At 41.4% G+C, this 15,267-nt stretch carries 12 protein-coding genes; all 12 read right to left on the bottom strand.

The features are described 5' to 3' along the window. Positions 1-79 precede the first annotated feature (79 nt). The gene (locus LIT25_10065; GenBank protein USK36230.1) at positions 80-1,549 is read right to left on the bottom strand and encodes a UDP-N-acetylmuramoyl-L-alanyl-D-glutamate--2,6-diaminopimelate ligase; all 1,470 of its coding nucleotides are present in this window, start codon (positions 1,547-1,549) and stop codon (positions 80-82) included. Between the two features lie 283 nt (positions 1,550-1,832). Beyond that, positions 1,833-3,773 (bottom strand): stage V sporulation protein D, encoded by a 1,941-nt coding sequence (locus tag LIT25_10060; GenBank protein ID USK35597.1) that lies wholly within the window; start codon positions 3,771-3,773, stop codon positions 1,833-1,835. A gap of 158 nt (positions 3,774-3,931) precedes the next feature. After that, positions 3,932-6,145 (bottom strand): penicillin-binding protein, encoded by a 2,214-nt coding sequence (locus tag LIT25_10055; protein ID USK35596.1) that lies wholly within the window; start codon positions 6,143-6,145, stop codon positions 3,932-3,934. A gap of 2 nt (positions 6,146-6,147) precedes the next feature. Then, on the bottom strand, positions 6,148-6,513 hold the full coding sequence (ftsL, locus tag LIT25_10050; protein USK35595.1) for a cell division protein FtsL: 366 nt from the start codon (positions 6,511-6,513) through the stop codon (positions 6,148-6,150). 33 nt (positions 6,514-6,546) lie between these two features. Next, complete coding sequence (gene rsmH, locus LIT25_10045) at positions 6,547-7,479, bottom strand: 16S rRNA (cytosine(1402)-N(4))-methyltransferase RsmH (GenBank protein ID USK35594.1); 933 nt, start codon at positions 7,477-7,479, stop codon at positions 6,547-6,549. Positions 7,480-7,570: 91 nt separating this feature from the next. Further along, positions 7,571-8,002: a division/cell wall cluster transcriptional repressor MraZ gene (gene mraZ, locus LIT25_10040; protein USK35593.1), complete on the bottom strand. Its 432-nt coding sequence runs from the start codon at positions 8,000-8,002 to the stop codon at positions 7,571-7,573. 123 nt (positions 8,003-8,125) lie between these two features. Then, positions 8,126-9,754, bottom strand: coding sequence for a bacillithiol biosynthesis cysteine-adding enzyme BshC (gene bshC, locus LIT25_10035; protein ID USK35592.1), 1,629 nt, complete (start codon positions 9,752-9,754; stop codon positions 8,126-8,128). A gap of 87 nt (positions 9,755-9,841) precedes the next feature. Next, on the bottom strand, positions 9,842-10,228 hold the full coding sequence (locus tag LIT25_10030; protein USK35591.1) for a DUF3397 domain-containing protein: 387 nt from the start codon (positions 10,226-10,228) through the stop codon (positions 9,842-9,844). 2 nt (positions 10,229-10,230) lie between these two features. Then, positions 10,231-11,109 (bottom strand): 2-dehydropantoate 2-reductase, encoded by an 879-nt coding sequence (locus LIT25_10025; protein USK35590.1) that lies wholly within the window; start codon positions 11,107-11,109, stop codon positions 10,231-10,233. A gap of 882 nt (positions 11,110-11,991) precedes the next feature. Next, complete coding sequence (locus tag LIT25_10020) at positions 11,992-13,533, bottom strand: acyl-CoA carboxylase subunit beta (protein USK35589.1); 1,542 nt, start codon at positions 13,531-13,533, stop codon at positions 11,992-11,994. A gap of 17 nt (positions 13,534-13,550) precedes the next feature. Continuing rightward, a complete protein-coding gene (locus tag LIT25_10015) occupies positions 13,551-13,766 on the bottom strand; it encodes an acetyl-CoA carboxylase biotin carboxyl carrier protein subunit (GenBank protein ID USK35588.1) in 216 nt (71 codons plus the stop codon). Between the two features lie 59 nt (positions 13,767-13,825). Then, positions 13,826-15,163: an acetyl-CoA carboxylase biotin carboxylase subunit gene (locus LIT25_10010; protein USK35587.1), complete on the bottom strand. Its 1,338-nt coding sequence runs from the start codon at positions 15,161-15,163 to the stop codon at positions 13,826-13,828. Positions 15,164-15,267: the final 104 nt, after the last annotated feature.

Genomic DNA, 15,267 nt, shown 5'->3' with positions numbered 1-15,267 from the left:
GCATGATGACCGCTTCTGATTACGGATTCATCATATAATAAAAACTCGTGAATTTCTTAAATACATCTTTTATAGCGGATCATATTCTAATCCGTTCTTTAATAGCTTTCAAAGCTACCTCGCGATCATCAAAATCGAAAATCTGTGTACCGATCTGCTGATAGGTTTCATGGCCTTTTCCTGCGATTAAGATGACGTCGCCTGGCGATGCATGAGAAACGGCAAAATAGATGGCCTTCTCTCTATTTTCAATGGAATGATAATATTCGCCTCTAACCCCATCTTCCATTTCATTCAATATAGCGATCGGATCTTCACTTCTCGGATTGTCGGATGTAAAGATCGGTTCATCCGCATACTTCACTGCAATCTGCGCCATGATTTTCCGTTTTGTCCGGTCACGGTCCCCGCCGCAGCCGACAACGACAAATGTCTTTCCAAGAACAAATTGCTTGACCGTTGAAAGGACATTTTCCAGACTGTCCGGAGTATGGGCATAATCAACGATTACGGAAAAATCCTGTCCTCCGTCGACAACTTCAAAGCGGCCGCGGACACCTTCAATGTCCCCAAGAGTCGCAACTATTACAGATAGAGGCACATTAGAAGCCAGGCTTGCAGCAGCTGCAGCAAGCGCATTGTAGATGCTGAATTTTCCGATCAGCTTCATATTTACCTTCTCACTGCCATGGGGGGTGAGAAGATCAAATGATGTTCCGCTTGGAGACATCGCAATATTTTTCGCCATCACATCACACTCTGTATCAATCCCATACGTCAATATATGTGCAGCCGTCATATTCATAAACTCGGCAGAAGCAGGATCATCACCGTTCAAGACAGCTGTTTTTGGCTTCTTTTGATCGAATTTATTGCCAAGCTGTGAAAATAGAAGGCCTTTAGCGGCCCGATATGAATCCATTGTCTGGTGGTAATCCAGATGATCCTGTGACAAATTTGTAAAGACAGCTACGTCATAGTCACACCCATGAACTCGCCCCATATGCAAGGCATGGGAGGAAACCTCCATAATTGCATGACTGACTCCTTTATCAACCATCGTTCCAAAGGTTTTTTGAAGAGTCAGACTCTCTGGTGTAGTGTTTTTAACGCTTAATTGTTCATCTCCGATTTTTATGTACATCGTTCCAATTAATCCAGTCGTTTGGCTGGAATTTTGAAGAATCTTCTCAATTAAATGTGTTGTTGAAGTTTTACCGTTTGTACCTGTAACACCAATTAAATGAAGTTTATGTGTAGGCTGCCCGTAAAATGTGTCTGCAAGGAGCGCCATAGCTTTTTTTGTGTTATTAACAATAATAACAGGTACTGGAAGTGACAGTGGCTTTTCAGATAATACAGCAGAAGCCCCCCTGCTGACAGCCTGTTCAGCATAGTCGTGGCCATCTACTGTGTACCCGCTGATACAAATAAATAAACTTCCTTCCTTCACTTCTCTTGAGTCCATTTCAATCGAGAGAATTTCTGGATTTTCGTTCACGTTTAATTTCATATTTTGCAGCTGCGATAGCAGTGTCTGTAATTTCATCATTACCAAATCCTCTCAAAAACCAACAATAGTTTCTTTCTTTATTTTTTATACAAAATCATCCATTTATTAAAAAACGCACAGTTCTTATTTTATCTCATCTTCGCTAAAAGAGCCATATCAGCTTTTAAAAATGTCATTGATAAGGCAGCAGTTCTATTCCTATCCCATATTCAAAATTACAGAGGGTGCGAGAGCATGAGCTTCTCTTTTCCGCCATAAATAAAAGTGAGGCAAACACGTGTTGTGAATGCCGGCTTTTTTGGATATAAAAAAGAGTCAGTTACTCGTCATCTGTTTTTTTGTCGCTTTTTCCTAAATACAGACGGAGAGTTGAACCTTCTTTCACTTTCACTCCTTCTGCTGGAGACTGCTGGATAACTAAGTCGCCGGAACCGGCAATATCAAGCTTCAGGTTTACCATCTGCTCTCTCAGTTCCTTTGTAGTCAGCCCTACAACATTCGGGACATTTACAAGTTTTGTGTCTAGCCATTTATATTCTTTTTCGATTTGATCTTTTCTCGGTTTCACACCAAGCTCTCTTAAACTGTCTTCCATGATGTTTCCTACAATTGGCGCAACTACCGTTCCCCCGAACTGAACCGTGCCTTTTGGATTATCAACTGCTGCATAAACAACAATTTCTGGATCATCAGCTGGAGCAAAGCCTATAAACGACACAATATAGTTATTCTTTAAGTAAACTCCGTCTTTTACTTTTTGGGCAGTTCCTGTTTTCCCGCCCACACGGTATCCGTCTACAAATGCATTTCTCCCTGTTCCTTGTGCCACTACACTTTCTAAGGCATATCTTATCTGTTTTGATGTTTCTTCTGAAATCACACGGCGCTTAGCTTCAGGAGCTGTCTGACTGACAATGTCACCAGTGATGGGGTCAATCCATTCCTTTGCAATAAATGGTGTAAAGAGCGTTCCGCCGTTAACCGCAGCTGAAACAGCTGCAACCTGCTGAATGGGTGTTACAGAAACACCTTGACCAAATGCTGTTGTCGCCTGCTCAACAGGTCCGACATTTTTAACATTAAAGAGAATTCCCCTTCCTTCTCCCTGCAGATCGATCCCTGTTTTTTGGCCGAAACCAAAGTTCTGAATATATTTAAATAAAGTATTTGTGCCGAGTCTTTGTCCTAATTCTACAAAGCCCGGGTTACAGGAGTTTTGAACAACTTCAAGAAAAGACTGACTGCCGTGGCCGCCTCTTTTCCAGCATTTAAGCCTTGCTCCTCCAACCTTCACAGATCCGCCGTCATGAAAGTGTTCTTTCTGCAGATCTACTTTGTTCTCTTCGAGGGCTGCAGCTAATGTAATAATCTTAAAGGTTGATCCTGGTTCATAAGAGCTCCATACAGGAAGATTCCGATTGTAGATCAGCGGATCAACATTTCTGAAATCTGCAGGATCAAAATCAGGCCTGCTTGACATGGCAAGAATTTCTCCGTTTTTGGGATTCATGGCAATGGCAATCATTCCGTCCGGGTTGTAGGCTGCCTGAGCGTTATCCAGCTCCCGCTCTACAATGGTTTGAACTTTTGAATCAATGGTTAATTTAAGATTTAAACCGTCTATTGGAGCTGTATATTCATCTGCTTCCTCTGGCATTCTTTTCCCTTTTGCATCTGAGTAGAATTTCACATATCCTTTTGTGCCTTTCAACTGTTCATCATAATAGGATTCCAGCCCCAGCAAGCCCTGATTATCGATTCCCGCAAAACCAAGTACATGTGAAAGATAGCTTCCAAACGGATAATGCCGCTTAGAATCTTCCGCTATGTATACTCCTTTTAGACCAAGGGCGCGGAGCTCTTTTGCTTTTTCATGAGAGATCTTTCTTCCTTCAGGATTGATGCGCTGTATTGACTGCTTTTTTGTAATAAGTTCATAAGCGCGTTCTTTGGACATATTTAAAACAGAAGCAAGCTTTTCAGCCGTATCTGCCGGGTTTTCCACCTGCCTCGGCACAACAAGAACCGACGGGGCACTCATATTCGTTGCAAGCTTGACGCCGTTGCGGTCAAGAATCTCGCCCCGTTCAGGCTCAAAAGGAATGTTTCTGCTCCATGAATCCTTAGCAAGAGCAGTCAATTTATCCCCTATAAAAAATTGAACATATCCAAGACGGATATCGATAATAAGAAAAGTCAAAAATCCAAACAGCAGCACCATTGCCAGACGCTTTCTGACAGTCACATTTGAAACGCGCATAGAATTATACTCCTCCTTATCCAGGCTCGTTCAAATATATGCTTGTACAGCATTATCTAGAACATTCATGGATAAGGAGCAGCTGGTCAAAACTGTGAAATTTTTTATACTTGCCAAAAAAAGAAGCTTGATCAACGATGTTGACCAAGCCTGATAGTCTACCCAGCTTCATCTTCTGCTGCTGCCTCTTCAGCCTCTTCATTTTCTCCGTTGCTTGGCTGTTTGGGACTTTCAAGCTTTACAATTAACTGATCGTCCTCATTTACAGTCTCATTTTTCGATATATTTTGAGAAACAACATATCCTTTTCCCTTTATCTTAAGCTCAAGGTCAAGGAAATTAGCTAGCTTCATGACATCCCGGGATGACCAGCCAGTTAGGTCTGGCATCGCGACTTTGCCATCTGTCTGTAAAAACACACGTTCATTGACAATCATGTTTGTGCCTGCTTCCGGATATTGAGCAACAATTTCATTTCCCGATCCAAGAATAAGCGGCTGAACATTGTTCGATTTCAGGAGTTTTTCTGCTGATGCTGAATCTTCACCTACAAAGGACGGCACTTCTGCACCAATTTCAGTTTCCGTTTTCTTAGGCTGTTCTTCAGCTTCCTCAGAAGGCTGGATTTTCAAATACTGCAGGCTGTTTTTCATTACGGTATTAAAAATGGATGATACAGGCATGGAGCCTGTTTCTGTGTCTTTCAGCTCAGGCTGCTGGACAGCTATATAAACAAGCAGTTCTGGATCTTCTTTTGGCGCCATTCCTAGGAATGAAAAAATGTAGTTATCCCGGCCGGTTAAATATTTCCCATCACTTCCTGCTATTTGTGCCGTTCCTGTCTTTCCGGCAACTTCATACCCTTCAATCTGGTATGGTCTGCCGGTGCCTTTTTCTGAACTGACAACTGTTTCCAAAATGTCCAGCACTTCTTTTGACGTTTTTTCAGAAATAGGTGTGCCTGCAACTTCAGGCTTATTTTGCTTCACCACTTTGTCATGATCAACGTCAACAATTTTATCAATGATATAAGGCTTCATCATTTTCCCGCCGTTTGCGATTGCAGTTGCTGCCTTCACCTGCTGAATCGGCGTCACAGTTGAACCTTGGCCAAATGCAGTCGTTACTTTTTCAATATCATACTTATAATTAAACTTTCCATTCGCTTCGTTTGGCAGATCAATTCCGGTCTTTTCATTTAATCCGAACTTGTTCATATACTGCATGAATCGATCTGGGCCAAGCTTTTCCTTCGCAAGGATGGCCATCGCTACATTTGATGAACGCTGCACACCTTCTAAGAAGGAAATCGTTCCCCAGCCTGTTTTATTATGATCGCGAATTCTTCCGCCTTCCACTTTATATGAACCTGACTGATACAATTCATTGCGGTCAAATACGCCTTCTTCAATTGCGGCTGCCAGCGTGAAAATTTTCATCGTCGAGCCTGGCTCAAATGGATAAGATATGGCATCATTGAAATAATTGTCAATATCGCGGACATTCGGATCAAAGCTTGGGCGCTGTCCCATTGCAAGAATCTCCCCTGTCTTAGGATCAGCCACAATTCCGATAATCTTCTCAGGTTCATATTCTTTTGCCGCTTCATTCATTGCATCTTCAAGGAATGTTTGAATCTTTTGGTCAAGCGTCAGATATACATTATCTCCGTTATCAGGTGCTACTATTTTTTCTTCTCCATTCGGGAGCTTAAACCCTTGTTTATCTCCCTCATATACTTTGTAGCCATCTTTTTCCTGAAGATATTTATCAAGACTCTTCTCAATTCCAAACATCCCTACCGTTTTATTTGATTCTTCGTCTTTTTCGGCATACCCGATTATATGTGAGGCGAATGTGCCATTCGGGTAGTAGCGGTGGGTGTCTTTGATAAATCCGATACCAGGAAGATTCATTTTCTCAATCTTCACTTTTAATGAATGGCTGATGTTTCTTCCGGCAGAACCAAACTCTACCTGAAAAGCATCCTTCGATAATATGTCAGTGACTTCACTCTCTTCCATATCAAGCAGTGGAGCTAGTTTTTCAGCTGTTTCTTCCGGTTCAACGACATGCTTTGGTTGTTTGGGGTTTGTCGTCATGCTGTCATCAAGCACCGCGACGAGAGTATACGTTGACGTATCCTGAGCAATCACTTCTCCTTTTCTGTCCAAAATGGAGCCCCGGTTCGCCTCAATGCCGCGCTTACGCTCATACTGCTCTTGAGCACGGGCTGCAAGAATTTCTCCGTTTACTTCACCTGTTGTCTGTAGATACAGGAATCTGATGATTAAGACAAAAAAGAGCAATGCAAATATTAAAGTTAATATTGCTGCTCCTCTGTTCATATTGATATTTTTCGGCTGTGTCATGATTATTCATTAACAACTTTCACATTATTTTGATTAAGTGTTAATCCAAGCTCTTTAGCTTTTGCCCAAATGCGTTCGTATGTGCTTAATTCTTTAACTTGGACAGTTAAATCAGAATTGATTCTTTGCTGATCCTGTATTTTGGCCTCAATCTTCTGAATTTCAATATTTGACTCGTAGACTGTTACACTGTTCGTTACGATTTGGACGGCTGCAAATAAGAGGACTGATAAGAAAGCGACGATAAGCACTTTTTCCCCTAGTGTTATGGCTGGTCTTCTTGTAGTGACGACCGTTTGCTGCTGCTCGGGCATTTGTTTATGCTGCTCTTGCCTCTGCTGCTGTAATTTCACTGCTAAATTACTCATGAACACAACCCCCTCTGATTTTTTTGGCTATCTTTATAGTTTTTCTAGGATTCTAAGTTTAGCTGATCTTGCTCGATTGTTTTCTTCTAGCTCTTCATCTGATGGCACGATCGGTTTTCTTGTGATCAGTTTCACTTTCGGTTTAAATTCATCCGGTATAACCGGCAAGTTAGGAGGCAGTTCCGGTAATGCAGCAGCTTGTTTAAAGGCCGTCTTGCAGATTCTGTCTTCTAATGAATGGAACGTTATGACGCTGACTCTGCCGCCGGGTTTAATTAGGTCGACAGCTTGTCCAATCGCTTCTTCAAATACTTTCAGTTCATCATTTACCGCAATTCGGATCGCCTGAAAAATCCGTTTGGCAGGGTGACCGCCTTTTCTTCTTGCTGGAGCTGGGATCGCATCTTTAATTAGTTCAACGAGCTCTCCTGTCGTTTGGATCGGCTGTTTTTCTCTGGCTGCTTCTATTTTTCTCGCTACCTGCTTTGAGAATTTTTCTTCTCCATAACGGAAGAAAATTTTGACCAGTTCTTCATATGTCCAGTGATTCACCACATCAAAGGCGGAAATGCTGGCATGCTGGTCCATTCTCATATCAAGAGGTGCATCGTGATGATAGCTGAAGCCTCTCTCAGGTGTATCTAATTGCGGCGATGATACGCCAAGGTCAAACAGAATGCCGTCAACCTCAGTAACGCCTAACTGTTCAAGTTCTTCTTTTAAATACCTGAAATTGCTTTTTATAAATGTAACCTGTCCCGCATATTCTGCCAGCAGTTCTTTTGCATGCGAGAGGGCTGCATCATCCTGGTCAAAAGCGAAGAGGTGACCATCCTTTGAAAGCTTAGACAGCAGATAAGAACTGTGCCCTGCTCCCCCTAAAGTGCAGTCTACATATACACCATCTTCTTTAATGTTTAATCCGTCTACCGTTTCACGCAATAATACTGTTTTATGTTGAAACATTGCTGTTACCACCTTTATCAGAGTCGATTGTTTTGGATGTTTAAATATGATGTTGGAATGTCTTATTACTCATTGTTTGCACAAGAGACCATTATATATCAAAACCAATCATATTTTCAGCAATTTCGGCAAATGAATCTTCTTGTTCATTCACATATGTATCCCAAATTGCTTTATCCCATAACTCGATCCGATTTGATACTCCGATAACAACACATTCTTTTTCAAGCTTTGCATATTGCAAAAGCGGTGCAGCTAAATTAATGCGGCCTTGCTTGTCGAGCTCGCATTCAACAGCCCCTGAAAAGAAAAACCGAGTGAATGCACGTGCATCTTTTTTTGTTAATGGGAGAGCTTTTAGCTTATCTTCGATCAATTTCCACTCGCTCATTGGATAACCGAACAAACATTGATCAAGTCCTCTTGTGATGACGAAAGTTTCTCCGAGCTCTTCCCGGAACTTGGCAGGAACGATCATGCGGCCTTTTGCATCAATCGTATGATGATATTCACCCATGAACATGTCCGTCTCCCCACTTTCTTCCTCTCAGTCACCACTTCCCCCCACTTCTCCCCACCTCCTATTCTACACGTTCTTTTCATAAAAAAAAACCCTGTATTCCACAGGATTTCAGAAAATCGTTATTTAAATTTTGACAATTTTATGATGATTGTTAAAAGAATAGCGAAGCTGCACGATTTCGTCTAAAAAATTTGGACCATATTTATTCAGATAGTAGTAAATATTCCAGGTTCTCTCCTGAAAACCGCCATTTGGTTTGAGAGATTTCCCGATTCTTGTGAATTTATCCATTTCCACCCGATGTTTTTGTTGAATCTTCTTGTCGATGTGAGATTCCAATAAATCCAGCTGAGCTTGAATAAAATACGCATTTTTCATTAAAAAGGGCTCTAAGCTTGCGTCAATTGAGAGAGCTGACTCCCGCAGTTCACGGTGAATCTGTTCGAACTGCTTTTTTGTCTCCTCAATTTTAGGCGGCATTTGAGAAGGTTCTTTTTTTGAGACCCACTCTTTCCGTGCATTTTCCACACCTCGTGTAAAGACATCTTCAATCCCGATCTCCACATCCTGCATATCTGTTTCAATGGATCTTTCCAATAATGTAATATTCAGTCTCGGTACGACAGGCGGCATTTCAAAACCTAAAACCTGAAAGACTCTTTTTAATTCCGCCCAATACGTTAGCTCCCCAGGACCGGCAATAAACGCCAGGGTCGGCAGGATACACTCCTGCATTAACGGTCTTGTGACAACATTGTTGCTCAGCTTTTCAGGATATTGTTCGGCAAGGTGCCTCAGCTCTTCTTCAGTAAAAGATACTTTTTCTTCTACTGAATATGTTTTATCTTTTGAACGATGAAGCAAAGAACGTTCGTTATTTTCATGATGATAAAACAGATTTGCACTTGTCACTTCTGTTTCAATGATCGGCTGATAGCCAACTGATCTCATAAACTCCTGCTGTGCAGCAAGCGCCTCTGAAAATTCTTCATTTTTTCTGATAAACTGCTGGAAAAATACCGATTCCATCTTCCTTAAGTCAGGGTCAGAGGAGTTCATGATGACAAGTCCGTACCCAGAAAACATTTCAAATGTAAGCTTTTCAAAAAATTGAGTATAGGTTTTTGATGTACTTAATGTTTGTTTGAGACTTTCCATCAGCGTGTTTGTATAATCTGTTTCACCATACGTTTCAAAAATAGAGCAAATCCAATTCCAGCATTCCGTCTGATCCAGTTCTTTATAATAAACAGGGATTTTTTCGGATTGTGTGTGTTTGATGGCTTTCTTTTTTATGACTTGATTTTGCGATACATTCAAATGATTGATTTCCGCAAAATCATGGTCCTCGCCTGCAACCCAGAAAATCGGGATAACAGGAACCGACAGCTTATCTTCCTGCTGCTTTGAAAGCACGAGAATGGAAATAATCTTATGTATTGTATAGAGAGGACCTGTCAATAAACCTGCCTGCTGTCCGCCCACTACAACAAGACTGTCAGGCTGTTTCAGCCGTTTAATGTTATCGGTCACTGCGTGATTTTCAGGGAAGTGTTTCTGATGATAGGATAAAAGGTAATCAGATAATTCTTCCCGAGCGAATGTTCTATTTTTTAAATCGTTCATTCTCTTCTCATAGACATCATCATTTGTAATCTGATAATCAAAGTAATCCACCGTATTTAGCCTTGCATGAACCATATCTTCCACAAGGCGGTTCGTGTGGCGAAGGGAGAGGTCAGTAATCTCCATTTGTGTACTTCCTTTCCGGGTTATGTAAGCTTCCGAGAAGAGTATAGCATTTATTGCTTCGAAAATAAAAAAAGTTTGCCTGCAATCTTACAGATATTCAAGGATTCCGGAAATGATTCCATATATAGTAAGAAACGTAGAGATCGGCAGCAAAAGCAAAAAAGAGAACCTCCAGCATTTTTTAAATGCAATTGAAAATGAAATGGACGATTGCGATCGGATCAGGAAAAGTAGACCTGTAAACACGATGAGGAGGCAGACGAAAAATAATCCGCCGTAAAATGCAGTTTGCGATAATGTCAGCAGTTTGAAATAAATTGAGAATATAAATAAAACCACAGCAATGTCTGCAGCAAGCAGCAAGGCTCTTTTTTTTCTGGCTGTCAAAAGAAGAAAAAGAAGAAAAAGAAGAAAAAAACTGAACAGCGGAAGTGAAACAGCAAATGCAAAAATGCTGACAATAGAATCGATCACAATCATCCCTCCAATCCTCTAATGGCTTGATATAAGAAATGAAGTACAGGAACTTCAAGTTTCTTTGTTTTTGCCTGATTGATTAAGAAGCCAATGATTCCATCAATTTCCGTCATTCTGCCTTCTTCTATGTCTTTTAGCATAGATGATCGATTTTGAGCCGTATTCCTGCATATGGCCATCACATGCTCCCATTCTTCTTGTCCTTTCTCAAGAGACAATACTTTCATTGCTTCATGAAATACACTCTCTGTCATTTTGTTAAACATGGGATTTGAGGCAAGCTCGCCATTAGGAACCCGCAATAAAGCAGTCAGCGGATTAATACAAGCATTCACAAGCAGTTTCCGCGACATCATATACTTCCAGTCTCCTATATATTCAAATGGAAAATGATCCATTTGCAGCTGCAGGATAGACAGCTCTTTTAACCTTTCAACTGGAAACAATGGGCTGACCTTAATGCATCCGAAACCTGTATGCTTAACGGTGTTGTCACTCAGTTTTAATGCACCATGCTCCACAGTGCCCACAAATACCCGATGTGCTGTCAGGGTTTGAAGCAAAGGGATATGAGACATGCCATTTTGCAGAAAAAGAACCGTTTTAGGCGGACTTTTTTTCAAGGCATTCAAAATGTCATCCAGCTGATATTGTTTGACTGTTACAATTAAAAGCGGTTCTTTATAAGCCGGTTTTTCTTCAGCTCTAAGATTTAAAGATATGGTCTCTTGATTTCCCTTGACTAAACTTATTCCTGCAGCATTGATAAGCTCTGCCTGCTCTTTTCGCCTTGTATAAAGCGTTACATCATGGTTCTTGCTTAAATATGCGGCACTTAGTAACCCTACCGCTCCTGAACCGATAATTCCTATCTCCATCAGCTAATCCCACCGTTTTCCCTTAATTCTTTTATCATATCAAATATATGAAGGATTTCCCATATTTAATAAAGCTGGAATAAAAAAGCCGCCAGTGATATATGCTTACATTCGGATTGAATGGCTACATGGATTTCACTTTTTCCGATTTCTAAGGCGCCATTCTGCGAAATTTGGGTCATGGATTTCACTTATTCGGATTTTTAAGGCGCCATTCTGCGAAATTGGGGTCGTGGATTTCGCTTTTTCCGATTCTAGGGCACCATTTTCCGATATTGGGGACGTGGATTTCACTTTTTCCGATTTCTAGGCACCATTTTCCGATATTGGGGACGTGGATTTCACTTTTTCCGATTCTAAGGCACCATTCTGCGATATTGGGGTCATGAATTTCGCTTTTTCCGATTTCTAAGGCACCATTTGCGATATTGGGGTCATGGATTTCGCTTTTTCCGATTTCTAAGGCACCATTTTCCGATATAGGGGACGTGGATTTCGCTTTTTCCGATTTCTAAGGCACCATTCTACGATATTGGGGTCATGGATTTCGCTTTTTCCGATTCTAGGGCACCATTTTCCGATATTGGGGTCATGAATTTCGCTTTTTCCGATTTCTAGGGCACCATTCTGCGATATCGGGGACGTGGATTTCACTTTTTCCGATTCTAGGGCACCATTTTCCGATATTTGGGACGTGGATTTCGCCATATCCGAGTTACAGGTACGATCCAGCTGGGATTGCTAAGATATTGGTTGGCGAACCAAATATGTTTTAGCACCTCTGAAGACTTTTTAGTACCTCGCTGAAAGCTTTTTGGAACTTTTTGACTAGCCTTGGGTTTTCATTTTCTCAATAAGAAAAGCCAGCTAAGAAAGCTGGCTTTAAACCGGATAAACCGGATGCTTCCGTTCGCTGAATGAAAGCTGTTTTGTTTCATATAAAGAGAAGCGGGAAATCAGTTCTTCTCTAAGCTCATCTGCAGAAACAATGTCATCTACAATCATTTCAGATGCAAGCTTATAAATATCAATGTTTTCTTTATACTCCTGCTGTTTTTGAAGGACGAATTTCATTCTCTCCTTCGGATCTTCGATTTCATTAATTTTATTTGAATAAATAGCATTAACTGCAGCTTCGGGACCCATAACAGCTATTTGAGCTGTAGGAAGAGCAATGACGCAATCCGTTTCAAAAGCCGGTCCTGCCATGGCATATAGTCCTGCGCCATATGCTTTTCTCACGATAACGGAGATTTTTGGAACCGTAGCAGAGCTCATGGCAGCGATCATCTTAGCGCCGTGACGGATAATTCCCGCTCTTTCTACCTTAGTGCCAATCATGAAGCCCGGCACATCCGCAAGGAATAATAATGGGATATGAAACGCATCCGCAAGCTGCATAAACTTCGCTGCTTTATCTGCTGAATCTACGAATAAAACGCCGCCTTTCACTCGCGGCTGATTTGCAATGACCGCAACTGCCTTCCCGTTCATCCGGGCAAAGCCTGTGATAATTTCAGGGGCGAATAAACGTTTGATTTCAAAGAAGCTTCCCGCATCTATGAGAGAGTCGATGCACTCATACATATCAAATGGCGCATTCTGATTTTCCGGAACAATTTCAGACAGCCTTCTGCCCTGCTTCGGAGCAACTGGTTCTGCAGGCATGGAGGCATGCTGATAATTTTGCGGAAAATAAGTTAAGTATCTTCTCGCCTCTAATATGGCTTCATCTTCTGTCTTTACAAGGACATCGCCGCAGCCGCTTACAGAGCAGTGCATTCTCGCTCCGCCCATTTCTTCAAGAGAAACTTTTTCGCCAATGACTTTCTCTGCCATGCGTGGTGATCCTAAATACATGGAGGCATTCCCTTCAACCATAATGACAATGTCGCAAAATGCCGGGATATATGCTCCGCCTGCTGCTGAAGGACCAAACAGAAGACAGATTTGAGGAATCATGCCTGATAATTTGACCTGGTTATAAAAGATTTTCCCTGCACCGCGGCGATTTGGAAACATATCAATCTGGTCCGTTATTCTCGCTCCGGCTGAGTCCACCAGATAAAGCAATGGAACTTTCAATTTTTCAGCAGTTTCCTGGATGCGGATGATTTTTTCAACCGTTCTTGCTCCCCATGAGCCTGCTTTTATAGTAGAATCATTTGCCATTACGCAAACGGTTTGGTTATTTATTTTCCCGATCGCTGTAACGACGCCGTCAGATGGAAGGTCGCCTGCCTGGTTATTGGCAAACTTCCCATCCTCTGTATATTGTCCATTATCAAATAGACGGTTAAGTCTTTCTCTTACAAACAATTTACCCTGTTGCTGAAGCTTTTCGTGATATTTAGGCTGTCCGCCAGCTTCAATTTCAGCTGTCTTTTCCTTCAGGATTTTGACCAGTTCATCCGTTTTCAACATTGGAAATACCTCCTTTATTAAGCTTTTAAAATGATTAATACATCGCCCTCATTAACGAAATCGCCGGCTTCAGTTTTTACTTCCTCCACAACGCCGTTTTCAGGGCTGTCTAAAGGTATTTCCATTTTCATTGATTCAAGCATGATCACATCTTGTCCAGCCGTTACTTCGTCCCCTGCTGCCACTAATACATTTAATACTGTTCCTGCCATACTTGCTTTTATTTCGATCATGTTATAAATCCTCCATTCTTGATGTGGTGAAACAAATTCTTTATTTTACAAGCTCTAAATTAAGCGAAAACCGCTGTTTGCAGAAAAGATGTGCTGTATCTTCCCTGGTTAAATTGTTCATTCGACAAAATATGAATGAATAAAGGAAGGTTTGTTTTAATTCCTTCTATTTTCATTTCATTTAAAAAGGTCCGTGCTTTTTCAATGGTTTCTTCACGGCTTTCGCCGTTTACAATGATTTTTGCCACGAGCGGGTCATAAAAAGGTGTAACCGTATTCCCTTCTGTGTACGCACAATCCACAATGACCCCATCTGTTTCATTAAATGTAAACGCTTTAATTAATCCAGGTGACGGAATGAACTTCACAGGATCCTCGGCATAAAGTCTAAATTGAATAGAATGTCCGTTTTTCGTAATTTCCTCTTGTGTAAAAGGAAGCTCAGCTCCTGATGCAGTCCGAATTTGAAGTTCAACAAGATCAAGCCCGGTCACACCTTCTGTTACTCTGTGTTCTACTTGCAGTCTAGTATTCATTTCAAGAAAATAAAAGTTCTCTTTATCATCAACAATAAACTCAATCGTTCCTGCGTTTATGTATCCTACATGCTTTGCTGCCGCAACAGCTGCTTCACACATCTTAGCCCTTGTCTCCCCGGATAAATGCGGAGAAGGAGATTCTTCAACCACTTTTTGGTTTCTGCGCTGAACAGAGCAGTCACGCTCGAACATGTGAACAACATTTCCATGATGATCTCCAAATAATTGAATTTCAATGTGCCTTGCATCTGCAATAAATTTTTCTATAAAAACTTCATCGTTTCCGAAGTATGCTTTTGCTCTTGTTTTTGTTGAGGCAAAACATTTCATAAGGGCCGCTTCATTGTCACACCGGTGCATGCCGATCCCGCCTCCGCCTCCGCTTGCTTTTAGCATAACCGGGTAGCCGATTTCTGCTGCAAACGAACAGGCTTCCTCGATCGTTGAAATGCCGGTGACACTTCCGGGCACAACAGGTACAAGAGCTTCCTTCATCGTTTTTCTTGCTGCTACTTTGTCTCCCATTAGAGCCATTGTTTCAGAACTCGGACCAATAAACTTGATTCCCTTTTCTTCTGCTGCCTGAGCAAACTCCGTATTTTCAGATAAGAATCCATATCCTGGATGGATCCCATCCACTTGTTCCCGGACAGCAATATTTAAAATTTCATCCTTTAATAAATAGGACTTCGACACAGGAGCTTCACCTATTCTAAAGGCATAGTCTGCTTCTTTAACAAAAGGCAGTTCAGCATCGGCATCAGAAAAAATGACGACTGTTTCAATCCCCATTTTTTGGCATGTTTTGATAATCCGAAGCGCAATTTCTCCCCGGTTTGCAATTAAAATCTTCTTCAATTTCTCCCCTCCCAAGGTGTAAAAGAATATCCCCACAGAGTACATTTCTTCATAAACTTTAAATTTCCTGCTATAAATTGAAAACGCTCACTAAACTCTTTTCT

Origin of the sequence: Bacillus sp. F19, assembly GCA_023823795.1 — a bacterium.
In the GTDB taxonomy this organism is placed as follows: Bacteria; Bacillota; Bacilli; order Bacillales; family Bacillaceae; genus Bacillus_P.
This window is presented reverse-complemented; position numbering and strand designations above follow the sequence as displayed.

What these genes read in the sequence shown, in the direction of transcription:
- LIT25_10065 (USK36230.1), bottom strand. Translation starts at nt 1,549, where the DNA reads ATGAAATTACAGACACTGCTATCGCAGCTGCAAAATATGAAATTAAAC.
- rsmH (USK35594.1), bottom strand. Translation starts at nt 7,479, where the DNA reads ATGTTTCAACATAAAACAGTATTATTGCGTGAAACGGTAGACGGATTA.
- LIT25_10055 (USK35596.1), bottom strand. Translation starts at nt 6,145, where the DNA reads ATGACACAGCCGAAAAATATCAATATGAACAGAGGAGCAGCAATATTA.
- LIT25_10015 (USK35588.1), bottom strand. Translation starts at nt 13,766, where the DNA reads ATGATCGAAATAAAAGCAAGTATGGCAGGAACAGTATTAAATGTATTA.
- bshC (USK35592.1), bottom strand. Translation starts at nt 9,754, where the DNA reads ATGGAGATTACTGACCTCTCCCTTCGCCACACGAACCGCCTTGTGGAA.
- ftsL (USK35595.1), bottom strand. Translation starts at nt 6,513, where the DNA reads ATGAGTAATTTAGCAGTGAAATTACAGCAGCAGAGGCAAGAGCAGCAT.
- LIT25_10020 (USK35589.1), bottom strand. Translation starts at nt 13,533, where the DNA reads ATGTTGAAAACGGATGAACTGGTCAAAATCCTGAAGGAAAAGACAGCT.
- LIT25_10025 (USK35590.1), bottom strand. Translation starts at nt 11,109, where the DNA reads ATGGAGATAGGAATTATCGGTTCAGGAGCGGTAGGGTTACTAAGTGCC.
- mraZ (USK35593.1), bottom strand. Translation starts at nt 8,002, where the DNA reads ATGTTCATGGGTGAATATCATCATACGATTGATGCAAAAGGCCGCATG.
- LIT25_10060 (USK35597.1), bottom strand. Translation starts at nt 3,773, where the DNA reads ATGCGCGTTTCAAATGTGACTGTCAGAAAGCGTCTGGCAATGGTGCTG.